Here is a 24,252-nt window from a genome sequence, read left to right on the forward strand (position 1 = left end):
ACCCCAGCGCCCTGCCCCGCCCCGGGGGCTCAACCGAGGGTGTTGAGCCGTTCCTTGATGATGGTGCTGCCGTCCTCGGCGACCTCGATGAACCCCCGATCCTCCAGGTCCTTCATGACGCGGCTGACCATCTCGCGCGAGGCGCCGATCATCTTGGCCACGTCCTGGCGCGACACGCGCTCGCGGATCATCAACTGGCCATCACGACCCGGCTGGGCCTGCTCCAGCAGGGCGCGGGCCACGCGGCCGTAGACGTCCAGCAGAGCCAGAGACTCGATCTTGCGGTCGGCCTGGCGCAGGCGCTGCACCAGGCCGCGCATGACGGCATACGCCATCGACGAGTTCTCGGGCAGGCAACGCGCGAACTCGTTGCGACCCAGGATCAGGACATCGGTCTGCACCTCGGCGCGCACCGTGGCCGAATGGGGCTGGTTGTCGATCAGGCTCATCTCGCCGACGTAGTCGCCGGGGTTCATGGTCGCCAGGATCACCTCGCGGCCGCGGCTGTCGGTGGTGACGACCCGCGCCCGACCCGTGAGCACGATGGCCAGACAGTTCGACTTCTTGCCCTGCTCCACGATCATTTCGCCGCGCTTGTACCGGCGCTTGACCACCGCGTCCGCCACCGACTCGGCCTGCGCCTGTGTGAGGGTCGAAAACAGCGGCACACGGCGGATCAGGTCGAGATTGGACAGAATGGACATGCGTGTATTCCCAGACAGCGGGGAAAGAAAGGGCCCGCTTCCCTACAATCCCGGCCGGTCATGGCTTGCAGCGATCGAAGCCATTGACGCGCGTTATTTGACTATCGCGCCGGGTATCTCCATATACCCCCTCGACTCTAAACCAATTGCTGCGTTTTTTGATAGCGCGCACCAAGATGAAACACGCCAAAGTCCTGATCCTGGGTTCCGGCCCCGCCGGTTACACCGCCGCCGTCTACGCGGCCCGCGCCAACCTCAACCCTGTGCTCATCACCGGCATCGCCCAGGGCGGCCAGCTCATGACCACCACCGAGGTGGACAACTGGCCCGCCGACGTGGACGGCGTGCAGGGCCCCGACCTGATGCAGCGCTTCCTGCAGCACGCCGAGCGCTTCAAGACCGAGATCGTGTTCGACCACATCAACAAGGTCGACTTCTCCAAGCGCCCGTTCACCCTCACCGGCGACAGCGGCACCTACACCTGCGATGCGCTCATCCTGGCCACCGGCGCGTCGGCCCAGTACCTGGGCCTGCCGTCCGAGGAAGCCTTCATGGGCAAAGGCGTGAGCGCATGCGCCACCTGCGATGGTTTCTTCTACCGTGGCCAGACCACCTGCGTGATCGGCGGCGGCAACACCGCCGTCGAGGAAGCCCTGTACCTGTCGAACATCGCCAGCAAGGTCTACCTGGTGCACCGGCGCGACAAGTTCCGCGCCGAGCCGATCCTGGTCGACAAGGTGATGGAGAAGGTCAAGGAAGGCAAGATCGAGCTCAAGCTGTTCAAGACCCTGGACGAGGTGCTGGGCGACCAGAGCGGCGTGACAGGCGTGCGCCTGAAAGACACACAGACCGGTGCCACCGAAGACCTGCACCTGCAGGGCTGCTTCATCGCCATCGGCCACCGGCCCAACACCGAGATCTTCCAGGGCCAGCTCGACATGAAGGACGGCTACATCGTCACGAAGTCGGGCCTGAGCGGCATGGCCACCATGACCAGCGTGCCCGGCGTCTTCGCCGCGGGCGACGTGCAGGACCACGTCTACCGCCAGGCCATCACCAGCGCCGGCACCGGCTGCATGGCCGCGCTGGACGCCCAGCGCTTCCTGGAGCAGCAAGGGGCCTGAGTTCCGCGGGCCCGCAGTTATGGCTATAATTGCGGGCTTTGCTGAAAGTCCGGCGTCTGCCGAACCGACCGCGATAACGGGTTACCGCCACCCACAACTGGCGAGGTGAGGCTGAACGCCAGTTGCCGGGAATTCCCCCGGCGGCCCGCTGCGAACAGCCGTGAAATTGGATCGGAGTGTCCTCATGGCACGCGTCTGCGACGTCACGGGCAAGAAGCCCCAGGTCGGAAACAACGTTTCCCACGCCAACAACAAAACCAAGCGCCGGTTCCTGCCGAACCTGCAATACCGCCGTTTCTGGGTCGAGAGCGAGAACCGCTGGGTTCGCCTCCGTGTGTCGGGCGCCGCGCTGCGCCTGATCGACAAGAAGGGCATCGACGTCGTGCTGGCCGACATGCGCGCCAACGGCCAGGCTTAAGGAGATCCACCATGGCAACCAAAGGCGGTCGCGAAAAGATCAAGCTCGAGTCCACCGCGGGCACCGGCCACTTCTACACCACGGACAAGAACAAGAAGACCACGCCGGACAAGCTTCTGATCAAGAAGTTCGATCCGAAGGCCCGCAAGCACGTGGACTACAAGGAAGTGAAGCTGAAGTGATTCGGCGCCACCCAACAAAAAACCCGCTGTGAAAACAGCGGGTTTTTTGTTGCCTGAAGGAAAGCGGCCGCGTGGCCGCTTTCATCATGCGTGGGCAGAGCGCAGGCGGATGGAGAAATCGCGCAGCGCGGCGATACCGCTTTCTTCCGCGCGGCGGCACCAGGCCTGCAGATCGGCAGCGAGCTGCTCGCGCGTGGAGTTGGTGCACGACCACAGCGCGCGCAATTCCTCGCGCATGGTGACCATCTTGTCGAGCACCGGGTGATCGGCGCGCGCCTGCGCCAGGTGCGGTTTCACGGCGGCCGGCACCTTGTCGTCGTCGCGGTGCAGCCAGCGCTTGGCGGCCTTGAGCACCGAGGCGTCGGCCTGGCGCGCCTTGAGCGCGGCAAGCTCCGCCTTGCAGGCCTGCCGCATTTCGCGCGCATAACCGGCCATCACCTCGTAGCGGTTGGCGATGATGGCCTCCAGGGTTTTCTCGTCGGCCACCGGCCTCACTTCGCCGAAGGCCATCTTGGGCGGCACCTTCTTGACCGTGGCCAGGCCCAGCGACTGCAGGATGCTGATGTACATCCAGCCGATGTCGAACTCGTAGGGCTTGACCGACAGCTTGGCCGAGGTCGGGTAGGTGTGGTGGTTGTTGTGCAATTCCTCGCCGCCGATGAGGATGCCCCAGGGCGACACGTTGGTGCTGCCGTCCACCGCTTCGAAGTTGCGGTAGCCCCACCAGTGGCCGATGCCGTTGATGATGCCGGCCGCCGTGAGCGGGATCCAGATCATCTGGATCGCCCAGACCATCAGACCCAGGGCGCCGAACAGCGCCACGTCGAGGATCAGCATGAGGCTCACGCCCAGCGCGGAGAAGCGCGAGTACACGTTGCGCTCGATCCAGTCGTCGGGCGTGTTGTGGCCGTAGCGGGCCATGGTGTCCGCGTTCTTGGCCTCGGCGCGGTAGAGCTCGGCACCTTCCCAGAACACCTTCTTGATGCCGAAGATGTGCGGGCTGTGCGGGTCGCCTTCCTGCTCGCACTTGGCATGGTGCTTGCGGTGGATGGCTGTCCATTCCTTGGTGACCATGCCGGTGGTCATCCAGAGCCAGAAACGGAAGAAGTGCGCCGCGATCGGGTGCAGATCGAGGGAGCGGTGTGCGGAATGGCGGTGCAGGTAGATCGTGACGCTGGCGATGGTGATGTGCGTGAGCAGCAGCGCGATCAGCACGACTTGCCACCAGCTCGCACCGGTCACGCCGTTGATCAGGAAGTTCACCACGCCGTCGAGCAACGAGGAAAAGGCACCAGGGTCGGAAGCGGTCATCGAAGTCCTATCAGGACTGCCCGGAAACGGAAGACGAAGCCTTCACACGCGCCCGGGGCAGGCGGGCGGCGCAGGCAGGATTTTAGGCGGGGGGTGTCTCCCCACCAAGCGCTAGATCCGCTCAGAAGGCTTGAAGTGCCCGTAACTTCAGGGCCAATTGACCCCGATCAAGCCTTTTTCCGCCAGACGGCGGCAAAAAAGCCGTCTGTCAGGTGCCGATGGGGCCACAGGCGCAGGAAGCGCTCACCATCACCGCCGCCGCACAAGGCCCCGGGATCGGGCACCCGCAGCGCCTGCATCAACGGCGCGACGGGCTCCGCCTCGAAGGCGGGGTGGCCAGCGCCAAAGCCTTCGGCCACGTCTTCGTTCTCTTCCCGCAGCAGGCTGCAGGTGGCATAGACCAGCCGGCCGCCCGGTTTGAGCAGGCGTGCCGCGCTGTCCAGGATGGCGCGTTGCAGGGTCGCCTGCGCGGCCACCGTCTCGGGGGTCTGGCGCCATTTGAGGTCGGGGCTGCGGCGCAGCGTGCCCAGGCCCGAGCATGGCGCGTCGACCAGCACGCGGTCTATCTTGCCGGCCAGGCGCTTGATGCGCTCATCGCGCTCGTGCGCAATGGCCACCGGGTGCACGTTGGACAGGCCGCTGCGGGCCAGACGCGGCTTGAGCGCGTCGAGCCGGTGGGCCGAGGTGTCAAAGGCGTAGAGACGGCCGGTGTTGCGCATGGTGGCGCCGATGGCCAGGGTCTTGCCGCCGGCGCCGGCGCAGAAGTCCACCACCATCTCGCCTCGCTTGGCGTCGAGCAGCAGCGCGAGCAGTTGCGAGCCTTCGTCCTGCACCTCGAGCTCGCCGTTGGTGAACGCTGGCAGGCGGGCCAGCGAGGGCTTGCCCTCCAGGCGGATGCCCCAGGGCGAATGCGGCGTGGGCTCACCCTTCAGGCCGGCGCCGTGCAACGCGGCCAGCGCGGCCTCGCGGCGGGTCTTGAGGACGTTCACGCGCAGGTCCAGCGGTGCGGGCTGCAACAGGCTGGCGGCCAGGGCATCGAATTCGTCGCCCACCTGCTCGCGCAGGGCATGGGCCAACCACTCGGGCAGGTTGTGCCGATGCGGCGCCAGCCAGTCGTCCTCGCGGACCTTGGCGCAGGCGTCCAGCCAGGCCTTCTCGGGCTCGCTCAGCGCGCTCTTGAGGAAGTCGCGGTCACCCGAAAAGCCCAGGATGGCCAGGCGGCGCCACTTGGAGCCGCTGCCGGAGCGCGCCAGCCACTCGAACTTCAATCGTTCGCGCAAGGCGGCGTAGACGGTGTCGGACAGGGTGCCGCGCTCGCGCGGGCCGAGCGACTTGTTCTCGCGGAAATGACGGGCAACGACGGCGTCGGCGGGGTGATCGAAACGGAACACGGCCTCGATGAGGGTGGCGCATTCGTCGAGCAGGGCTTTGGGGTGCATGGGGGGATTGTCCGCGACCGGTTTCGCCGCCGGGCCGCCCCAAGGCGAAACGCGCCCCTCGGGGGGAAGCGACCCGCGAAGCGGCGGAGCGTGGGGGCTCGATAATCGACGGCTATGTCTGAAATCCAGGACCAGGTGCGCCGTCGCCGCACCTTCGCCATCATTTCCCACCCCGACGCGGGCAAGACCACCCTCACCGAGAAGCTGCTGCTGTTCTCCGGCGCGATCAACATCGCCGGCAGCGTCAAAGCGCGCAAGGCCGCGCGCCACGCCACCAGCGACTGGATGGAAATCGAGAAGCAGCGCGGCATCTCGGTTGCGTCCAGCGTGATGCAGATGGAATACCGCGACTGCGTCATCAACCTGCTCGACACGCCCGGCCACCAGGACTTTTCCGAAGACACGTACCGCGTGCTCACCGCGGTGGACGCGGCGCTGATGGTGATCGACGCGGGCAACGGTGTGGAGCCGCAGACGCGCCGCCTGCTGCAGGTCTGCCGCGCGCGCAACACGCCCATCATCACCTTCATCAACAAGATGGACCGCGAGGTGCAGCAGCCGCTGGACCTGATGGACGAGATCGAGCGCGAACTCGGCATGACGGTGGTGCCCTTCACCTGGCCGGTAGGCATGGGCAAGACCTTCCGCGGCGTGTACGACCGCCGCGCCGAGCAGATGCGCGTCTTCGCCGCTGGCGATGACAAGCGCGGCGGCGAAGAAGAGGTGCTGGCCGGCCTGGACAACCCCGAGAGCGCCTCGCGCTTCGGCAGCGAGTTCGCGCAGGCGAAGGACGAACTGGAACTGGTCGCCGGCGCATCGCCGGCCTTCGACGAGCAGGCCTTCCTCGAAGGCCACCAGACGCCCATGCTGTTCGGTTCGGCCGTCAACAACTTCGGCGTGCGCGAGGTGCTCGACGCCCTGGTGGACCTGGCCCCGCCACCCGGCCCGCGCCCGGCGATCCAGCGCACGGTCGAGCCCGCCGAGCGCAAGTTCAGCGGCGTGGTCTTCAAGATCCAGGCCAACATGGACCCGGCGCACCGCGACCGCATTGCCTTCGTGCGCGTGGCCAGCGGCCACTTCGAGCGCGGCATGCGCCTGAAGGTGGTGCGCAGCGGCAAGGAGCTGCGGCCCAACACGGTGGTGAGCTTCCTGTCGCAGCGCCGCGAGCTGCTCGACGAAGCTTTCGCGGGCGACATCATCGGCATCCCCAACCACGGTGTGCTGCAGCTGGGCGACACGCTCACCGAGGGCGAGGCCCTGCAGTTCACCGGTCTGCCCTTCTTCGCGCCCGAGATCATCCGCAGCGTGGAAGTGGCCGACCCCCTGCGCAGCAAGCAGTTGCGCGCCGGCCTCACGCAGCTCGGTGAGGAAGGCGCCATCCAGGTCTTCCGACCGGTGGCCGGCAGCGTGCTGCTGCTGGGCGCCGTCGGCCAACTGCAGTTCGAGGTGGTGGCGCATCGCCTGGAGCACGAGTACGGCGTCAAGGCGCGCATCACCGGCAGTTCGTACAACGTGGCGCGCTGGGTCACCTGCGCGCCCGAGGACGGCGGCGAGCAGGAGCTCAAGCGCTTCATCGACGCCAACGCGCACCGGGTGGCGCTGGACGCGGTGGATGCACCCACCGTGCTGCTCGACCACATGGCCACGCTGCGCGCGGTGGAGGCCAACTGGCCCAAGATCAAATTCCACGCCATGCGCGAGCACGCGGGGCTGGTGTTCCACAAGTCGATGTGAAGCCACCCGTCCACCACGTCCAGGTGCGACCCGGGCCCCTGCCCGGCGTGCACGCCGTGCTGATGCACAGCGCACGCGGCTTCGGCCGGCACTGGCACGACAGCTTCGGCTTCGGCGTGATGGACGAGGGCGCGCACCGCACGGCCAGCGGACGCGGCCCGGTGCTGGCCACCGCCGGCCAGGTGATCGCCACCAACCCCGGCGAGGTGCACGACGGCGTGCCCATGGGCGAATCGGCGCGCCGCTGGCGCATGGTCCACGTGAGCCTCGAAGCCATGGCCGCCATGGCCGATCTGCGCCCCGGGCACGAGATCGCGCAACCGGTGTTCGACGACCCCCTGCTGCAGGCGGCCATCCGCCGGGTATTCGGGTTCTGGAGCAGCGATGGCGCCGCGCCCGATGCGGCCCTGTGGGAGGAGGCCCTGACCGGTGCCTGCGGCCTGATCGTGCAGCGGCACGGCAACCGCCCGCCGAACGGGTCCGCCACCGGACTGGACCACCAGGCGCTGGCCCGCGTGCGGGAGTGCCTGCTCGATGGCCTGGACGCGCCGCCCGGCCTCGATGCCCTGGCGCGCCTCGCGAACCTCTCGCGGTTCCAGCTCGTGCGGCACTTCGCCCGCGCTCACGGCCTCCCGCCTTTTGCCTGGCTGCAGCAGCAGCGCCTGGGCCGGGCGCGGACCCTGATCGCCGCCGGCACGCCCCTGAGCGAGGCGGCCCAGGCCTGCGGCTTCGCGGACCAGAGCCACCTGCACCGGCACTTCCTGCGCTGCTTCGGCTACACGCCCGGCGCCTGGCAAAGGGCCTGGCTGCAATAGCGTTCAAGACCCCTGGGGCGCGGCTCGCCACGATTCGCCACAGGCCCGCATCCGCGCGGCCGCGCGTCGAACCCGGAAACCCGCATGCCCAGCCTCGAATTCCTCCTCACCTCCGCCGTCGTGGTGGTCACGCCCGGCGCGGGCGTGCTCTTCACCGTCTCCACCGGCCTGTCGCAGGGGCGCGTCGCCAGCGCCTACGCCGCCCTGGGCTGCACCCTGGGAATCCTGCCGCACATGGCGGCCACCGCCCTGGGCCTGGCCGCCGTGATGCACGCGGGCGCCCTCGCCTTCCAGTTGCTCAAGCTGGCCGGCGTGCTCTACCTGCTGTACCTGGCCTGGGCCACGTGGCGCGACCGCTCGGCCTTCGCCGCCGACCGGGCGGCACCCGCTCACTCGCCGCAGCGCCTGATGGGCAAGGCCATCCTCCTCAACGCCCTCAACCCCAAGCTGACGCTGTTCTTCTTCGCCTTCCTGCCGCAGTTCATGGACCCGGCCGACCCGGCGCCGATGCGGCAGTTCGCCGTGCTGAGCGCGGTGTTCATGGCGATGACGCTGGGCGTGTTCGTGGCCTACGGCGCGCTCGCCGACGCCTTCCGCCAGCGCGTGCTGGCCTCGCCGCGCACGCAGAACGGGCTGCGGCGCGGTTTCTCGGCCGCCTTCGCGCTGATGGCCGCCAAGCTCGCCACGAGCGAGCGCTGAGCGCGCGGAGCCCTCACCCCGGCCCTTTCGCTCAGGGCGAGGGGGTGGACGCCAGCACCCGCTCCACGGCACGCGGGTAGATCAGGTGCTCCTGCGTGAGCACCCGGGCCGCCAGCGACTCGGGCGTGTCGCCCGGCAGCACCGGCACCACCGCCTGTTCCAGGATCTCGCCGTGGTCGAGCTCGCTGGTCACGCGGTGGATCGTGGCGCCCGCAAAGCGGCAGCCCATTTCGATGGCGCGCTGGTGCGTTTTCAGGCCCGTGAAGGCCGGCAGCAGGCTGGGGTGGATGTTGAGCAGCCGACCCTCGTAGTGGTGCACGAAGCCCGGCGTGAGGATGCGCATGAAGCCCGCCAGCAGCACCAGGGCGGGCGCGTGGGCGTCGATGGCGGCCATCAGTGCGGCGTCGAAGGCCTCGCGGTCGGCGTGCTGCTTGTGGTCGACCACCGCCGTGGCCAGGCCCTGCTCGCGGGCCCAGGCCAGGCCGGCGGCGTCGGGCCGGTTGCTCAGCACCGCCACCACGCCCGCGCCGAAGCGCTCTCCCCAGCGGGCCCGCTTCGACGCCTCCACCAGGGCGGCCATGTTCGAGCCGCTGCCCGAGATGAGGATGACGATCGGGCGGGCTGGGGGCGCTGGCATGGGCCGGGAGTGTAATGAGGCCGGCACGGGCGATCGACCCGGCTGGCGCCTTGTCGCCGCCTCGACACGCAAAAACGAACGGTCGTGCGTAAACTTGCCCGTCACGCAACCCGGGGCCCTGAGCGCCCCTGCCGAGGAGACACACGATGGATCTGGCCTTCACGCCTGAGGAGCAGGCGTTTCGCGACGAGATACGCGCCTGGGTGCGCGCCAACCTGCCCGCCGAGATCAGCCACAAGGTGCACAACGCGCTGCGCCTGACGCGCGACGACATGCAGCGCTGGGCGAAGATCCTGGGCAAGAAGGGCTGGCTGGGCTACGGCTGGCCCAAGCAGTTCGGCGGTCCGGGCTGGAACGCGGTGCAGAAGCACCTCTTCGAAGAGGAATGCGCCCTGGCCGGGGCGCCGCGCATCGTGCCCTTCGGCCCCGTGATGGTGGCGCCCGTGATCATGGCCTTCGGCAACAAGGAACAGCAGGAGCGCTTCCTGCCCGGCATCGCCAGCGGCGAGGTCTGGTGGTGCCAGGGCTACAGCGAGCCGGGCTCGGGCTCCGACCTGGCCTCGCTCAAGACCCGCGCCGAACGCAAGGGCGACAAGTACATCGTCAACGGCCAGAAGACCTGGACAACCCTGGGCCAGTATGGCGACTGGATGTTCAACCTCGTGCGCACCAGCACCGAGGGCAAACCGCAGACCGGCATTTCCTTCCTGCTGCTGGACATGAAGTCCAAGGGCGTCTCCGTGCGCCCCATCAAGCTGCTGGACGGCGAGCACGAGGTCAACGAGGTCTTCTTCGACAACGTCGAGGTGCCGGCCGAGAACCTCGTCGGCGAGGAGAACAAGGGCTGGACCTACGCCAAGCACCTGTTGAGCCACGAACGCACCAACATCGCCGACGTGAACCGGGCCAAGCGCGAGCTGGAGCGCCTCAAGCGCATTGCCAAGGCCGAGGGCGTGTGGGACGACAGCCGCTTCCGCGACCAGATCGCGCTGCTGGAGGTGGACGTGGTGGCGCTGGAAATGCTGGTGCTGCGCGTGCTCTCGGCCGAGAAGTCGGGCAAGAACTCGCTGGACATCGCCGGCCTGCTCAAGATCCGCGGCAGCGAGATCCAGCAGCGCTACAGCGAACTCATGATGCTGGCGGCCGGCCCCTACAGCCTGCCCTTCATCGAGGAGGCCATGGAAGCCGGCTGGCAGGGCGACTTCCCCGGCGGCGTGGTGGCCAATGCGCCGCTGGCCTCGACCTACTTCAACATGCGCAAGACCACGATCTACGGCGGCTCCAACGAGGTGCAGCGCAACATCGTGGCGCAAACCGTGCTCGGCTGAGGAGACAGGAATGGATTTCGATTTTTCCGACGACCAGATCGCCCTGCGCGACGCCGTGCAGAAGTGGGTGGAAAAGGGCTATGGCTTCGAGCGACGCCGCGCCATCGTCGAGGCCGGCGGCTTCGACCGCGCGGTCGTCACCGAACTGGCCGAACTGGGCCTGGCGGGCCTCTACGTGGATGAGGCCCACGGTGGCCTGGGCATGGGCCCGGTGGAGGCCATGGTGGTGATGGAGGAGCTGGGGCGTGGCATCGTGCTGGAGCCGCTGGCGCAGACCCTCATCGCCAGCGGCGTCATCGGTGCCTATGGGACGGATGAGGTGAAGGCTGCCTGGTTGCCGCGCATCGCCAGCGGCGAGGCGCTGGTGGTGCTGGCCCTGCAGGAACGCGGCGCGCGCTACCGGCTCGACCGCGTGGCCACGACCGCCAGCCAGTCGGGCGGCGCCTGGACGGTGTCCGGCCAGAAGCACCTCGTGGCCGCGGCCGATCGCGCCGACGCGTTTCTGGTGCCCGCCACCGCCGATGGCCGGCCCGCCCTGTTCCTGGTCGAGGCCAAGGCCAGCGGCGTGACGACCACGGGCCACCTCACGCAAGACGGCAGCCGCGCGGGCAACCTGACGATGGACAAGGCCCCGGCGGTGCTCGTCAGCGCGGATGGCCAGACCGCGCTGGAGCATGCGGTGGACATCGGCATCGCCGCCGCCTGCGCCGAAGGCGTGGGCGCCATGGACCAGACGCTGGCACTGACCGTGGACTACATGAACACGCGCAAGCAGTTCGGCGTGGCCATCGCCAGCTTCCAGGCGCTGCGCCACCGCGTGGCCGACATGAAGATGCAGCTCGAGCTCGCGCGCTCCATGAGCTACTACGCCAGCCTCAAGCTCAACGCCCCGGCGCACGAGCGCCGCGCCGCCATGGCCCGCGCCAAGGTGCAGTTGGGCAACGCGATGCGCTTCATCGGCCAGCAATCGGTGCAGCTGCACGGCGGCATCGGCGTGACCGACGAGTACATCGGCAGCCACTACTTCAAGAAGCTCACGCAGCTGGAGATGACGTTCGGCGACACCCTGCACCACCTGGGCGAGGTGTCGAGCCGCATGCAAGACACGGCTGGCGTGTTCGCCTGACCGGGCGCGGCTGCGCGCCCTAGGCGTGCAGCCGCGACGACTTCGGCAGGTGCGCCATCAGGAACTCCATCTGGTCCGCCAGGATGCGGCGGTTGCGCAGAATGAAGTCCTCCCAGAGGCTGGGCACGTAGGGCGCGTACAGCAGCGGCATGTGCGCCTGCTCCGGCGTGCGGTTGCCCTTGCGGTGGTTGCACGACTTGCAGGCCGTGACCACGTTCATCCAGATGTCGCGCCCGTTCTGGCCGAAGGGCACGATGTGCTCGCGCGTCAGGTCTTCCTCGTGGAAGTGGTGGCCGCAGTAGGCGCAGACATTGCGGTCGCGCGAGAACAGCTTCTGGTTCGTGAGCGTCGGTCGAAGCTCGAAGGGGTTGATGCGCGGCACGCCCTGGGTGCCGATGATCGAGTTCACCGTGATCACCGACTGCAGACCGGTGACGGCGTTGTGTCCGCCGTGGAATACCGCGATCTCGGCGCCCACCTCCCAGCGCACCTCTTCCGCCGCGTAGTGCAACACGGCTTCTTCGAGGCTGATCCAGGACTGGGGAAGTCCCTGCGCCGAGAGTTTCAAGACCTTCAAAACCGGCTCCTTCGTGCAATCGAGCGACTGGAAGAACCCGGAACCGCCAAGGGCCCCGGGGCCTGCGTTTTCGTGTGCCAATATAACAATCTTTGATGAAAGAACGTGTCCATGCGGGACAAGCCCCCGCGATGTGACAAAACCAGGCGCCCCACCCATGCAAATCCTCCGCGGCCTGCAAAACCGCCCCCATGGCACGCCCGAGAGTCTGCGCGGCTGCGCCCTCACGATCGGCAACTTCGACGGCGTGCACCGCGGCCACCAGGCCATGCTGGCGCTGCTGCAGAGCGAAGCACGCCACCGCGGAGTGCCCAGCTGCGTGATGACCTTCGAGCCGCACCCGCGCGACTACTTCGCGGCCCGCCACCGCAAACCCGAACTCGCGCCCGCGCGCATTGCCACCCTGCGCGACAAGCTCGAGGAGCTGCACCGCTGCGGGGTCGATCGCTGCGTCATCCTGCCCTTCAACGAACGCCTGGCCTCGCAGACCGCCACCTCCTTCATCGAGGACACCCTGGTCGGCACCCTGGGTGTGAAGTACGTGCTGGTGGGCGACGATTTCCGCTACGGCGCCCAGCGGGTGGGCGACTACGCCATGCTCGACGCCGCTGGCGCGCGGCTGGGCTTCGACGTGGCGCGCATGCAGAGCTACGAGGTGCATGGCCTGCGCGTGTCCAGCTCGGCCGTGCGCGATGCCCTGGCCGAGGGCCGCATGGACGACGCCGCCGCGCTGCTGGGCCGGCCCTACGCCATCAGCGGTCACGTGGTGCACGGGCGCAAGCTCGGGCGGGCGCTGGCCGAATCGGCGCCTGGCAAGGGCGACGGCTTTCGCACCCTCAACCTGCGCTTCGCGCACTGGAAGCCGGCCGCCAGCGGCATCTTCGCGGTGCTGGTGCACGGCCTGTGGGCCGAGCCCCTGCGCGGCGTGGCCAACCTGGGCGTGCGCCCGTCGCTCGACCCGGACGACGTCAACGGCGGGCGCGTGCTCCTCGAAACCCATTGCCTGGACTGGCCCGCAGGCCTGTCCGCCAGCCTGCCCGGGGGGGAGGCCTACGGTAAAATCGTGCGGGTGGAACTGCTGCACAAACTGCACGACGAGCTGAAGTACGACAGCCTTGATGCCCTCACGCAAGGCATCGCGAAGGACGTCGCCGACGCGCGTGCGTTCTTCGAGGCCATGCATGGCCGCACGCACCGGCAGACCACCCGCGACCGAATTTGACGGGCCAAGGCCCGCTCGCTGCCCTTCGACAAGCTCAGGGCGAACGGCTGCTGAATCTCTCGCACACGCGCTCCCCCGCTCGGGCTGAGCTTGTCGAAGCCAACACGCGAATCACCATGTCCGAGACCAAGAACGCCTACCCCGTCAACCTGCTGGACACGCCCTTCCCCATGCGCGGCGACCTGCCCAAGCGCGAGCCGGGCTGGGTGAAGCAATGGAACGATGAAGGCCTGTACCAGCGCCTGCGCGACGCGCGCCGCGGCGCCCCCCTGTTCGTGCTGCACGACGGCCCGCCCTACGCCAACGGCCAGATCCACATGGGCCACGCCGTCAACAAGGTGCTCAAGGACATGATCGTCAAGAGCCGCCAGTTGGCCGGCTTCGACGCGCAGTACATCCCCGGCTGGGACTGCCACGGTCTGCCGATCGAGAACGCGATCGAGAAAAAGCACGGCAGGAACCTCAGCCGCGACGAGATGCAGGCCAGGAGCCGCGCCTACGCCACCGAGCAGATCGACCAGCAGCGCACCGACTTCAAGCGCCTGGGCATCCTGGGCGACTGGGAGCGCCCCTACCTCACCATGGCGCCGGCCAACGAGGCCGGCGAGATCCGCGCCTTCAAGCGCGTCATCGAACGCGGCTTCGTCTACCGCGGCCTCAAGCCGGTGTACTGGTGCTTCGACTGCGGCAGCTCGCTGGCCGAGTTCGAGATCGAATACGCCGACAAGAACAGCGACACACTGGACGTGGCTTTCGAGACCGATGACGCGGCGAAACTGGCCGCCGCCTTCGGTTTGAACGCCCTGCCGGCCGGCAAAGGCGGCTTCGCCGTCATCTGGACCACCACCGCCTGGACCATCCCCGCCAACCAGGCGCTCAACGCCCACCCCGAACTCACCTACGCCCTGGTCGACACACCCAAGGGCTGCCTGGTGCTGGCCGAGTCACTGGTCGAGAAGTGCCTGGAGCGCTTCGGTCTGGAGGGCACGGTCATCGCCACCACCACGGGCGAGCGCCTCGGCGGCCTGAACTTCCGCCATCCCCTGTACGACGCCGACAAGGGCTACCGGCGCCTGTCGCCCGTGTTCCTGGCCGACTACGTGAGCGACAGCGATGGCACCGGCATCGTGCACTCCTCGCCCGCCTACGGCCTGGACGACTTCAACTCCTGCATCAACAACGGCTTCACGGTCGAGGACATCCTCAACCCCGTGCAGGGCAACGGCGTCTATGCGGCCGACTTCCCGCTCTTCGGCGGCCAGCACATCTGGAAGGCCGTGCCGCTGATCATCGCGGCGCTCAAGGCCGCCGGCCGCCTGATGAGCACCGTGGGCATCAGCCACAGCTACCCGCACTGCTGGCGCCACAAGACGCCCGTGATCTACCGCGCCGCCGCGCAGTGGTTCGTGCGCATGGACGAAGGCGAAGGCGTGTTCACCAAGGACAAGGCACCCAAGACGCTGCGCCAGACCGCGCTCGAGGCCATCGACCACACCGGCTTCTACCCCGAGAACGGCCGCGCCCGCTTGCGCGACATGATCGCCAACCGGCCCGACTGGTGCATCTCGCGCCAGCGCAGCTGGGGCGTGCCCATCCCCTTCTTCCTGCACAAGGCCACGGGCGAGCTGCACCCCCGCACCATGGAGATCCTCGACCAGGCCGCCGACATCGTCGAGAAGGGCGGCATCGAGGCCTGGAGCCGCGTCACCACCGAAGAGATCCTCGGCGCCGCCGACGCGCCGGACTACGACAAGAGCAGCGACATCCTCGAGGTCTGGTTCGACTCGGGCTCCACCTTCTCGCACGTGCTGCGCGGCAGCCACGCCAAGGCCTACCCCAATGGCGCCTTCCACGCGCAAGGGCCCGAGGCCGACCTGTACCTCGAAGGCCATGACCAGCACCGCGGCTGGTTCCACAGCTCCCTGCTGCTGGGCTGCGCGCTCAACGACCGCGCGCCCTACCGCGGTCTGCTCACGCACGGCTTCACGGTGGACAGCCAGGGCCGCAAGATGAGCAAGTCGCTCGGCAACGGCATCGACCCGCAGGAGGTCAACAAGAAGCTCGGCGCCGAGATCATCCGCCTGTGGGTGGCCGCCAGCGATTACTCGGGCGACATCGCGGGCGACGACAAGATCCTCGCGCGCGTGGTCGACGCCTACCGCCGCATCCGCAACACCCTGCGCTTCCTGCTCGCCAACCTGAGCGACTTCGACGCCGCGAAGCACGCCGTGCCGCTGAACGAACTGCTCGAGATCGACCGCTGGGCCCTGGCGCGTACAGCGCAGTTCCAGGCCGAGGTGCTGGCCCACTACGAACGCTACGAGTTCCACCCCGTGGTGGCCAAGCTGCAGGTGTTCTGCTCCGAAGACCTGGGCGCCTTCTACCTCGACGTGCTCAAGGACCGGCTCTACACCAGTGCCCCCGACAGCCACGCGCGCCGCAGCGCGCAAACCGCGCTGCACCTCGTCGCGCACGCCATGCTGCGCTGGATGGCGCCCTTCATGAGCTTCACGGCCGAAGAGGCCTGGCCCGTGCTCGCGGGCACGGCGAACAAGGGCTCGATCTTCTTCGAGACCTGGGCCGACCTGCCGCCGGCCGACGAAGGCCTGCTGGCGAAGTGGGCGCGCCTGCAGAACATTCGCAACGAAGTGAACAGGAAGATCGAGTTGTTGCGCCAGAACGGCGCCGTCGGCTCGTCGCTGCAGGCACAGGTCGACATCTACGCCGATCGCGGATTGCTGGAGGATCTGCGCTCGCTGGGCAATGACCTCAAGTTCGTCTTCATCACTTCAGCCGCAACGGCCGTCGATGCCAGCACCGATGCGGCACAGTCGGCTATTGCGTCGCTGGGCTTGCTCAGCGTCGAGGACCTGCGCGTCAACGAGGTGTTGAACGACCTGCCGAGCGTGCTCTTCGTCAACGTAACGCCCGCCACCGCGCCCAAGTGCGAGCGCTGCTGGCACTACCGCGAGGACGTGGGCCACGACTCGGCCCACCCCACGATCTGCGGCCGCTGCACCAGCAACCTCTTCGGCGCGGGTGAAACCCGCACGGTGGCCTGATGGCACGCGCGGGCCTGCGCGACATCGCGCCCTGGCTGGGCCTGGCCGCGCTGGCCTTCGCGCTCGACCAGATCACCAAGTGGCTCATCCTGGCGCGCTTCGCGCTGGGCGACAGCGTCACCGTCACGTCCTTCTTCAACGTGGTGCGTGTGCACAACGAGGGCGCGGCCTTCTCCTTCCTGGCCGGCGCCAGCGGCTGGCAGCGCTGGTTCTTCACCGCCATCGGCATCGCCGCCTCGGTGTTCATCGTCTGGATGCTGCGCAGCCACCCGGGGCAAAAGCTCTTTGCCTTCGCGCTCTCGTGCATCCTGGGCGGTGCCATCGGCAACGTGCTGGATCGCCTGGTGCACGGCTACGTGGTGGACTGGCTGGACTTCCACTGGTCCTTCCTCGCGGGCCTGTTCCCGGGCGGGCACTTCCCGTCCTTCAATCTGGCCGACACCTTCATCTCCATCGGCGCGGCCTGCCTGATCCTCGACGAGATCCTGCGCGTGCGGAAGTCACGCGCCGCCAAGGCCCTTTAGCGCCGGCCCTCGCGGCGGCGGCCGCGCGATGACAGAATGCCCGCTCCATTCCCGAGGAGACACCCATGCCCGGCCTGCTGCCCGACGTCGACCCCGACGGCCTGCTCGAGTACTCGGTGGTCTACACCGACCGCGCGCTCAACCACATGTCCAAGCGCTTCCAGGGCGTGATGACCGGCATCTCCTCCCTGCTCAAGCGCGTCTATGGCGCGCACGCGGCGGTGCTGGTGCCTGGCAGCGGCACCTTCGGCATGGAGTCGGTGGCGCGCCAGTTCGCGCACGGCAGGCACGTGCTGGTCATCCGCAACGGCTGGTTCAGCTACCGCTGGACGCAGATCTTCGACATGGGCGCCATTCCTGCCAGCCATACGGTGATGAAGGCACGCCCGCAGCACAAGGGCGCGCAAGCTCCCTGGGCGCCCGCGCCCATCGACGAGGTGGTGGCCACCATCGCGCGTGAAAAGCCCGCGCTCGTCTTCGCCCCGCACGTGGAAACCGCAGCCGGCATGATCCTGCCCGACGACTACCTCAAGGCCGTGGCCGACGCGGTGCACGCCGTGGGCGGCCTGTTCGTTCTGGACTGCATCGCCTCCGGCGCCATGTGGGTGGACATGAAGGCCACCGGCGTGGACATCCTCATCAGCGCGCCGCAGAAGGGCTGGAGCAGCTCGCCCTGCTGCGCGATGGTGATGCTGAGCGAGCGCGCGCGGGCGGCCATCGACGCCACGCAGAGCACCACCTTCGCCATGGACCTGAAGAAGTGGCTGCAGATCATGGAGGCCTACGAAGGCGGCGGACACGCGTACCACGCCACGCTGCCCACCGACGCCCTGGCCCGCCTGCACGCCACCATGCTGGAGACCGAGGCCTATGGCTTCGAGCGCGTGCGCCAGGAACAGATCGCGCTCGGCCAGGCCGTGCGGGACGTGGTGGAACGCCACGGCTTCCCCAGCGTCGCCGCCGAGGGCTTCAAGGCCCCGGGCGTGGTGGTGAGCCACACCACCGACGCCGAGGTCCAGTCGAGCAAGGCCTTCCTGGCCCTGGGCCTGCAAACCGCCGCCGGCGTGCCGCTGCAGTGCGACGAAGGCGCGGACTTCAAGACCTTCCGCATCGGCCTGTTCGGCCTGGACAAGTGGCACGACGTGCCGGCGACGGTGGCGCGCCTGGAAGCCGCCCTGCAGCGCGTCGCGCCCTTGCCGCAAGCCCGAGCGGCCTGAGACCGCTCAGGGCAAGAGCACCGTGCAGCCCGTCGTCGCGCGGGCTTCCAGGCTCTCGTGCGCCTTCCGCACATCCGTCAGCGCAAAGCGCTGGTCGATGCGGATCTTCACCTTCCCGCTCACCACCACGTCGAACAGGTCGTCGGCCATCTGCTGCGTGCGCTCGCGGTTGTTGATGTGCGAGAACAGCGTCTGACGCGTCACGTAGAGGGAACCCTTGCCCGCCAGGATGCCCGGCGCGAACGGCGGCACCGGGCCCGAGGCGTTGCCGAAGCTCAGCATCAGACCGAACGGCCGCAGGCAGTCCAGCGACTTGTCCCAGGTGTCCTTGCCCACCGAGTCGTACACCACCTTCACGCCCTGCCCGCCGGTGATTTCCTTCACCCGCGCGGCGAAGTCCCCGGTTCGGTAGTTGATCGCGTGCTCGGCACCGTGATCGAGTGCGAGCTGGCACTTCTCGGCCGAACCCGCCGTCGCGATCAGCCGCAAGCCCAGTGCCTTGGCCCATTGGCAGGCGATCAGGCCCACGCCACCGGCCGCCGCGTGGAACAGCACGAAGTCGCCCGCCTCCAGGCCCTCCACCGGCTTGCAGCGTTTGAGCAGGTACTGCGCCGTGAGGCCCTTGAGCATCATGGCCGCGCCGGTCTCGAAGTCGATCGCGTCGGGCAGCTTGCACACGTTCATCGCCGGCATCACGCGCGCGTCGCTGTAGCTGCCCGGCGGGTTGGACGCGTAGGCCGCGCGGTCGCCCACCTTCAGGTGCGTCACCCCCTCGCCCACGGCCTCGATCACGCCCGCGCCCTCCATGCCCAGCGACAGCGGCATGGGGAAGGGGTAGAGCCCCGTGCGCTGGTACACGTCGATGAAGTTCAGGCCGATCGCGTGGTGGCGGATGCGCACCTGGCCCGGGCCGGGCTCGCCCACGTCCACGGTGTCGATCACGAGTTGATCGGGGCCGCCGTTGGCGTGGATGCGGACGGCGCGGCTGCTGGTGCTCATGGGTGTCTCCTGTTCGTGTGAGGCAAATCGGGGGCGATGCTGCCACGAATCGCGCGCCTGTCCCGCCCATGGCCGGGGCGCCCCCGCGCACCGGCAGGTCTTCCCGCGCTTGCTACAGTCGCGCCCCATGTCCGCTGCACCCCCTGGCCGGCTGAGCCCATCCACCATCGCCCTGCTCGTGCTGCCGCCGCTGTTCTGGGCGGGCAACGCGGTGGTGGGGCGGCTGATGAACCAGACCGTGCCGCCCAGCACGCTCAACTTCCTGCGCTGGGTGCTGGCCTTGCTGGTGCTGCTGCCACTGGCCGCCTGGGTGCTTCGCCCGGGCAGCAGCCTGTGGCCCAACTGGCGGCGCTTCGCACTGCTGGGGGCCCTGGGTGTGGGCAGCTACAACGCGCTGCAGTACCTCGCGCTGCGCACGTCCACGCCCATGAACGTCACCCTGGTCGCCGCCAGCATGCCGGTGTGGATGCTGCTGGTGGGGCGCGTGCTCTACGGTGTGCCGGTGTCGCGGCGCGCGGCCTTGGGGGCCGCGTTCTCGCTGTGCGGCGTGGCGGTGGTGCTGTCGGGCGGCAGCCTCAGCCGCCTGCTGGCTGTGCAACTGGTGCCGGGCGACGGCTGGATCCTGCTGGCCACGCTGGTGTGGTCCTGGTACAGCTGGCTGCTGGTTCGCCCGCCCGAAGGCGGTGACCCGCCCGACATCAAGGGCGACTGGGCCGCTTTCCTGATGGCGCAGGTGGCGCTGGGCCTGGTGTGGTCGGGCGCGCTGGCCGCGGCCGAATGGGTCTACCTGCCGCCGGCCGATCTGCACATCGACTGGGGCTGGCCTCTGCTGGCGGCCCTGGCCTACGTGGCCATCTTCCCCTCCGTGCTGGCCTACCGGTGCTGGGGCGCTGGCGTGGCCCGCGTGGGACCGGCCGTGGCCAGCTTCTTCACCAACCTCACGCCGCTGTTCGCGGCACTGCTGTCGGCCGCGATGCTGGGTGAGCTGCCGCGCTGGTACCACCTGGCGGGCTTCGCGCTCATCGTCGGCGGCATCCTGATCTCGTCGCGCGGCAAGAAGGCCTCAGCCTAGCCGGAAGGCCGCCACCGCGCTCACCAGTTGCGCGGCCTGCTGCTTCAGACTTTGCGAGGCGGCGGCGCTCTCCTCCACCAGCGCGGCGTTCTGCTGCGTGGCCTGGTCCATCTGCGTCACGGCCTCACCCACCTGCGACACGCCCTCGCTCTGCTCGCGGCTGGCCGCGCTGATCTCGCCCACGATGTCGGTCACGCGGCGGATGGCGCCCACCACCTCACCCATGGTGCTGCCAGCCTGATCCACCAGGGCCGAGCCCTGCTCCACGCGCTCCACGCTCTGCTGGATCAGCTCCTTGATCTCGCGCGCCGCGCCCGCGCTGCGTTGGGCGAGGTTCCGCACCTCGCCGGCCACCACCGCGAAGCCACGGCCCTGCTCGCCCGCGCGCGCCGCCTCCACGGCGGCGTTGAGCGCCAGGAGGTTGGTCTGGAAGGCGATGCCGTCGATGACGCTGATGATGTCGGCGATGCGGCGCGAGCTGTCGTTGATGTCCTTCATCGTGTCGACCACGCGCGCCACCGCGTCGCCACCCTGCGTGGCCACGGCGGACGCGCTGATGGCGAGCTGGTTGGCCTGCTGCGCGTTCTCGGCGTTGAGCCTCACGGTGGAACTCAGCTCTTCCATCGAGGCGGCGGTCTCCTGCAGCGCCGATGCCTGCTGCTCCGTGCGGGCGGAGAGGTCGTTGTTGCCCTGCGCAATCTGTGAGCTGGCGGCGGCCACGCCCTCGGCGTTGCCGCGCACGCTGCCCACCACCTGGGTCAGGGCGCCCTGCATGCGCGCCATGGCCGCAAGCAACCGGCCCATCTCGTCGCGACCGCCTTCGGGCACGGCCTGGCTCAGGTCGCCGGAAGCGACCCGCACCGCCACCTCGTGCGCCAGTTCGGCCGGCCGGATGATGGAGCGGCCGATCAGCAACGCGAACGCGAGGCCCGCCGCCAGCAGCGCGCCGATGGCGCCCAGCACCACGGCGATCTCGGTGCGGCGCGCCGCGTAACGCTGGCCCAGCGCCGCGTCCAGCTCTTTGGCGGCCGTGTCGCTCAGCGCGTACATGCCGTCGATGGCCTGCGTCGTGGCCTTGAAATAGTCGGCCGGTGCGTACTGCAGCGCCTGCGCCTGCACGATCTGCTCGCGGGCGAGCTGGGTCGCGCCTTCGAACGTGGCGCGCGACTGCTTCAGCGGCGCCTCCAGGCGGGCCTTGATGGTGGCGTCCTGCTCGAAGGACTTCTCCAGGCTGATGCCCAGTTCGCGCACGCCCACGCGGGCCCGCTCGGCCAGGCTGGCCACTTCGGCGCGCTCCTCGGGCGTGGCGGTCATGCGCACCAGCAGCGCCGAGCCACGCGCACGGGCCTGGCCCAGCATTTCGGTCAGGCGCGGCATCTGCTGCAGCGTGCCGATGATGAGAAAGTAGGTGGCCTTCTCCGGGTCCGCGGTCAGGCCGAAGTGGTCGGCCACCCGGTCGTTGAGCTCGATGAAGCCGGCGATCATCTCGGTGTGGCGCGCGAAGCTCTCCGCGGCCGTGAGACCGCGCGCGCCGATGGCCTGCGACAGCGCCTGCCACTGCTGGCTGCCGCGCTGCCAGTCGGCGCGGATGCGCGCATCGCCGATCCCACCGCCCACCATCGCATCGAAGGCCTGCACCGCCTTCTGCAGCTCGGCCGCGCGCGCCTGGCGCTGCGGCTCCGCGTCGGCCTTGCCGCCCAGCACGGTGGCCGTCATGCCGCGGTGGATCTGCGCCAGGCGCACCACCTCCAGCAGAGCGTGCGAGGGCGCCAGCCCGGCGCGTTCGGTGGCGATGGTGTCCAGGTCGGACAGCGCGTTGCGCACGTAGGCGGTGAGCGGCACGGCAACCAGCAGCGCGGCGATGGCGCCGAGCAGCATGAGCTTGCGGGCCAGGCGCAGGTTCTGGATGAAGGAAGTCATTGGGGCGGCGTCCGGTCGTGTCGGGGGCGGGGCCCGTGCGCGGCGCTTGCCGCGATCGGACCCGTGTGTCCGGCCTATCGACGCCTCGCCCGCCGAATTGAGCGCTGCGCGCCGCATTCACCAAAGCGGCGCGCCTTTGCCCGGCGTTGGTGCGCGAATTGCGCCGCGACGGTGCAAGCACCGTCAGCGGGCGCGACGCCCGCTCGCCGGGCGCGGGATCAGAACGTACCCGGGTAGGCGCCGCCGTCCGCCAGCACGTTCTGGCCCGTGATGTAACCCGCCTGCGCACTGCACAGGAAGGCGCAGATGGCGCCGAACTCGCCCGGCTCGCCGAAGCGCTTGGCCGGCACGTTCTGGCGTCGGCCGTCGGCGATGGCCTCGTAGCTCTTGCCCTGCTTCTGCGCCAGGCCACCGAGCGTGGTGCGCAGGCGGTCCGTCTCGAAGGCGCCGGGCAGCAGGTTGTTGATGGTCACGCCGCGCGCGGCGATCTCGCTGCGCGCCAGGCCAGCCACGAAGCCCGTGAGCCCGGTGCGCGCACCGTTGGACAGGCCCAGCACCTGCAGCGGCGCCTTCACCGCCCCCGAGGTGATGTTGACGATGCGCCCGAAGCCGCGCTCGATCATGCCGTCGACCGTGGCCTTGATCAGCTCGATGGGCGTGAGCATGTTGGCGTCCAGCGCGGCGATCCAGGTGTCGCGGTCCCACTGGCGGAAGTCGCCCGGTGGGGGCCCGCCCGCGTTGGTGACCACGATGTCGAAGGCCTTGCCAGGGCCACCGGCCGCGGCGAAGACGGCCGCCCGCCCCTCGGCCGTGGTGATGTCGGCCGCCACCGGCAGCGCCTGCACGCCCGGGTATGCGGCAGTAATGGCCTGCGCCGCGGCCTGCAGCGCCTCGGCGCCGCGCGCCACCATCACCACGTTCACGCCCTCGGCCGCCAGCGCCTGCGCGCAGCCCAGCCCCAGGCCCTTGCTGGCGCCGCCCACCAGCGCCCATTTGCCCTTGATGCCCAGATCCATGTTCTTCAATCTCCAGTTTTGACGGTGGGGGCCGCGGCCTTGCCCGCGCCGAAGCGCGTCACCAGGAACACGCCCGAGAGCACGAGCACCGTGCCGACGATGATCCAGCCGTTGAACGGCTCACCCAGAATGAACACGCCCATGAGGATGGTCGACATCGGACCGATCATTCCGGTCTGCGCCGCCAGCCCGGGGCCGATGCGCTCGATGGCCATCATGACCATGAGCACCGGCGCGAAGGTGCACAGCGTGGCGTTGAGCAGCGACAGCCAGATCACCTCGGGCGCCACGTTGGCTGCAGACAGGGGGCGCAGCAACCCGAACTGCGCGATGCACAGCACGCAGGCGATGGTGGTGGCCAGGCCCACCAGGCGCGTGGAGCCCAGGCGCTTGACGAGCTCGCCGCTGTAGACGAGGTAGATGGCGTAGCTGATGGCGCTGGCGAAAACGAGGAAGGCGCCCAGGGCGGCGTCGGGGCCTTGTTCGCCGAGTTCGTGCCCGAAGACCAGCAGCACACCACCGTAGCTCACGGCCATGGCCACGGCCTGCAGCGCGCTGATGCGGCGCCGGTACAGCAGCCAGCCGAGCAGCAGCACGAGGGTGGGGTTGAGGTAGAGGATGAGGCGTTCGAGGCTGGCGGTGATGTACTCCAGGCCCCAGAAATCGAGGAAGCTGGCGAGGTAGTAGCCGGTGAGGCCCAGGCCCAGCACACCCAGCCAGTCGCGCCGCGTGAGGGGCTCGGGCTTTTTCTCCAGGCCGGGGCGATGGGTGGACCACCAGGTGAGCGCGAGGAACAGCGGCAGCGCGAACAGCATGCGGTACATGATGAGCGTGACCGCGTCCACCCCGTAGCGGTACGCCAGCTTGACGATGATGGCCTTGCCGCTGAAGGCGATGGAGCCGAGGATGGCGAGGAGGAGGCCGGAGGCGAGGTGGGGGTGGGGGTCGCGCGACATGAGCCTTTGATTATCTGTGGCGTTGCATGAGCCGCCCTTCTTGTGGGCTATTGGGCGCTTGTGGCGTTTCGCTCGCTGCACCTCGCGGGTGCTCGCGGCCACTGGGTGCACTGCTCCGCGAATGTCCCCCGGACGGCTGCGCCGTCCTCCTCCTTTATTTCGCTACGCAG

22 protein-coding genes are annotated in these 24,252 nt (G+C 68.8%); 13 read left to right on the plus strand and 9 right to left on the minus strand.

All coding sequences use genetic code 11. The features are described 5' to 3' along the window. Nucleotides 1-29: 29 nt before the first annotated feature. Nucleotides 30-704: a Crp/Fnr family transcriptional regulator gene (locus tag GTO19_RS16965; RefSeq protein ID WP_009516830.1), complete on the minus strand. Its 675-nt coding sequence runs from the start codon at nucleotides 702-704 to the stop codon at nucleotides 30-32. A gap of 176 nt (nucleotides 705-880) precedes the next feature. On the opposite strand from GTO19_RS16965, the gene trxB reads away from it, so the two are divergent. The 3 genes from trxB to rpmG all read left to right on the plus strand — a co-directional run bounded on the left by trxB (nucleotide 881) and on the right by rpmG (nucleotide 2,428). After that, the gene (gene trxB / locus GTO19_RS16970; protein WP_291018895.1) at nucleotides 881-1,828 is read left to right on the plus strand and encodes a thioredoxin-disulfide reductase; all 948 of its coding nucleotides are present in this window, start codon (nucleotides 881-883) and stop codon (nucleotides 1,826-1,828) included. A gap of 184 nt (nucleotides 1,829-2,012) precedes the next feature. Beyond that, on the plus strand, nucleotides 2,013-2,246 hold the full coding sequence (gene rpmB / locus GTO19_RS16975; RefSeq protein ID WP_070400609.1) for a 50S ribosomal protein L28: 234 nt from the start codon (nucleotides 2,013-2,015) through the stop codon (nucleotides 2,244-2,246). 11 nt (nucleotides 2,247-2,257) lie between these two features. Next, the gene (gene rpmG, locus GTO19_RS16980) at nucleotides 2,258-2,428 is read left to right on the plus strand and encodes a 50S ribosomal protein L33 (protein ID WP_009516827.1); all 171 of its coding nucleotides are present in this window, start codon (nucleotides 2,258-2,260) and stop codon (nucleotides 2,426-2,428) included. A gap of 84 nt (nucleotides 2,429-2,512) precedes the next feature. On the opposite strand, the gene GTO19_RS16985 is transcribed toward rpmG, so the two are convergent. Both GTO19_RS16985 and GTO19_RS16990 read right to left on the minus strand, forming a co-directional pair. Further along, nucleotides 2,513-3,739 (minus strand): fatty acid desaturase, encoded by a 1,227-nt coding sequence (locus GTO19_RS16985; protein WP_291018900.1) that lies wholly within the window; start codon nucleotides 3,737-3,739, stop codon nucleotides 2,513-2,515. Between the two features lie 167 nt (nucleotides 3,740-3,906). After that, nucleotides 3,907-5,178, minus strand: coding sequence for an RsmB/NOP family class I SAM-dependent RNA methyltransferase (locus GTO19_RS16990; RefSeq protein WP_291018902.1), 1,272 nt, complete (start codon nucleotides 5,176-5,178; stop codon nucleotides 3,907-3,909). A 114-nt stretch (nucleotides 5,179-5,292) separates the two neighbouring features. Between GTO19_RS16990 and GTO19_RS16995 the strand changes: the two genes are divergently transcribed. The 3 genes from GTO19_RS16995 (at nucleotide 5,293) to GTO19_RS17005 (ending at nucleotide 8,426) form a co-directional block, all read left to right on the plus strand. After that, nucleotides 5,293-6,912: a peptide chain release factor 3 gene (locus tag GTO19_RS16995; protein WP_291018904.1), complete on the plus strand. Its 1,620-nt coding sequence runs from the start codon at nucleotides 5,293-5,295 to the stop codon at nucleotides 6,910-6,912. Further along, on the plus strand, nucleotides 6,909-7,727 hold the full coding sequence (locus GTO19_RS17000; RefSeq protein ID WP_291018907.1) for an AraC family transcriptional regulator: 819 nt from the start codon (nucleotides 6,909-6,911) through the stop codon (nucleotides 7,725-7,727). The genes GTO19_RS16995 and GTO19_RS17000 overlap by 4 nt, the downstream gene beginning before the upstream one ends. A gap of 84 nt (nucleotides 7,728-7,811) precedes the next feature. Continuing rightward, nucleotides 7,812-8,426 (plus strand): LysE family translocator, encoded by a 615-nt coding sequence (locus tag GTO19_RS17005; protein WP_291018910.1) that lies wholly within the window; start codon nucleotides 7,812-7,814, stop codon nucleotides 8,424-8,426. A gap of 31 nt (nucleotides 8,427-8,457) precedes the next feature. Here the strand turns inward: GTO19_RS17005 and purN are convergent, their stop codons facing one another. Next, a complete protein-coding gene (gene purN / locus GTO19_RS17010) occupies nucleotides 8,458-9,063 on the minus strand; it encodes a phosphoribosylglycinamide formyltransferase (protein ID WP_291018912.1) in 606 nt (201 codons plus the stop codon). 146 nt (nucleotides 9,064-9,209) lie between these two features. Here purN and GTO19_RS17015 point away from each other — a divergent pair, with 146 nt between their 5' ends. Together GTO19_RS17015 and GTO19_RS17020 are read left to right on the plus strand one after the other, a co-directional pair. Then, complete coding sequence (locus GTO19_RS17015) at nucleotides 9,210-10,391, plus strand: acyl-CoA dehydrogenase family protein (protein WP_291018913.1); 1,182 nt, start codon at nucleotides 9,210-9,212, stop codon at nucleotides 10,389-10,391. A 10-nt stretch (nucleotides 10,392-10,401) separates the two neighbouring features. Then, nucleotides 10,402-11,517, plus strand: a complete 1,116-nt coding sequence (locus GTO19_RS17020) for an acyl-CoA dehydrogenase family protein (RefSeq protein ID WP_291018915.1) — start codon at nucleotides 10,402-10,404, stop codon at nucleotides 11,515-11,517. Between the two features lie 19 nt (nucleotides 11,518-11,536). Here the strand turns inward: GTO19_RS17020 and GTO19_RS17025 are convergent, their stop codons facing one another. Beyond that, the gene (locus tag GTO19_RS17025; RefSeq protein ID WP_291018917.1) at nucleotides 11,537-12,094 is read right to left on the minus strand and encodes an HNH endonuclease; all 558 of its coding nucleotides are present in this window, start codon (nucleotides 12,092-12,094) and stop codon (nucleotides 11,537-11,539) included. A gap of 157 nt (nucleotides 12,095-12,251) precedes the next feature. On the opposite strand from GTO19_RS17025, the gene GTO19_RS17030 reads away from it, so the two are divergent. The 4 genes from GTO19_RS17030 (at nucleotide 12,252) to GTO19_RS17045 (ending at nucleotide 18,119) form a co-directional block, all read left to right on the plus strand. Further along, entirely contained in the window at nucleotides 12,252-13,316 is a 1,065-nt protein-coding gene (locus GTO19_RS17030; protein WP_291018918.1) for a bifunctional riboflavin kinase/FAD synthetase, read from the plus strand. A gap of 116 nt (nucleotides 13,317-13,432) precedes the next feature. Further along, nucleotides 13,433-16,378 (plus strand): isoleucine--tRNA ligase, encoded by a 2,946-nt coding sequence (gene ileS / locus GTO19_RS17035; protein WP_291018919.1) that lies wholly within the window; start codon nucleotides 13,433-13,435, stop codon nucleotides 16,376-16,378. Then, nucleotides 16,378-16,902 (plus strand): signal peptidase II, encoded by a 525-nt coding sequence (gene lspA, locus GTO19_RS17040; protein ID WP_291018921.1) that lies wholly within the window; start codon nucleotides 16,378-16,380, stop codon nucleotides 16,900-16,902. The genes ileS and lspA overlap by 1 nt, the downstream gene beginning before the upstream one ends. A gap of 65 nt (nucleotides 16,903-16,967) precedes the next feature. Continuing rightward, nucleotides 16,968-18,119 carry an aminotransferase class V-fold PLP-dependent enzyme gene (locus GTO19_RS17045; protein WP_291018923.1) on the plus strand — a complete coding sequence of 384 codons (1,152 nt, stop codon included), beginning with the start codon at nucleotides 16,968-16,970 and terminating at the stop codon, nucleotides 18,117-18,119. 6 nt (nucleotides 18,120-18,125) lie between these two features. Here GTO19_RS17045 and GTO19_RS17050 read toward each other — a convergent pair whose 3' ends face one another. Beyond that, nucleotides 18,126-19,118: a quinone oxidoreductase gene (locus GTO19_RS17050; RefSeq protein ID WP_291018925.1), complete on the minus strand. Its 993-nt coding sequence runs from the start codon at nucleotides 19,116-19,118 to the stop codon at nucleotides 18,126-18,128. Between the two features lie 127 nt (nucleotides 19,119-19,245). Between GTO19_RS17050 and GTO19_RS17055 the strand changes: the two genes are divergently transcribed. Continuing rightward, complete coding sequence (locus tag GTO19_RS17055; protein ID WP_291018928.1) at nucleotides 19,246-20,190, plus strand: DMT family transporter; 945 nt, start codon at nucleotides 19,246-19,248, stop codon at nucleotides 20,188-20,190. On the opposite strand, the gene GTO19_RS17060 is transcribed toward GTO19_RS17055, so the two are convergent. The 3 genes from GTO19_RS17060 to GTO19_RS17070 all read right to left on the minus strand — a co-directional run bounded on the left by GTO19_RS17060 (nucleotide 20,182) and on the right by GTO19_RS17070 (nucleotide 24,082). Beyond that, complete coding sequence (locus GTO19_RS17060; protein ID WP_291018931.1) at nucleotides 20,182-22,110, minus strand: methyl-accepting chemotaxis protein; 1,929 nt, start codon at nucleotides 22,108-22,110, stop codon at nucleotides 20,182-20,184. The genes GTO19_RS17055 and GTO19_RS17060 overlap by 9 nt on opposite strands. Before the next feature lie 218 nt (nucleotides 22,111-22,328). Further along, a complete protein-coding gene (locus GTO19_RS17065; RefSeq protein WP_291018934.1) occupies nucleotides 22,329-23,126 on the minus strand; it encodes an SDR family oxidoreductase in 798 nt (265 codons plus the stop codon). Between the two features lie 5 nt (nucleotides 23,127-23,131). Beyond that, nucleotides 23,132-24,082 carry a DMT family transporter gene (locus tag GTO19_RS17070; protein ID WP_291018937.1) on the minus strand — a complete coding sequence of 317 codons (951 nt, stop codon included), beginning with the start codon at nucleotides 24,080-24,082 and terminating at the stop codon, nucleotides 23,132-23,134. Nucleotides 24,083-24,252: the final 170 nt, after the last annotated feature.

The sequence above is a fragment of the Hydrogenophaga sp. genome (genome assembly GCF_011772445.1).
GTDB lineage: Bacteria > Pseudomonadota > Gammaproteobacteria > Burkholderiales > Burkholderiaceae_C > Hydrogenophaga.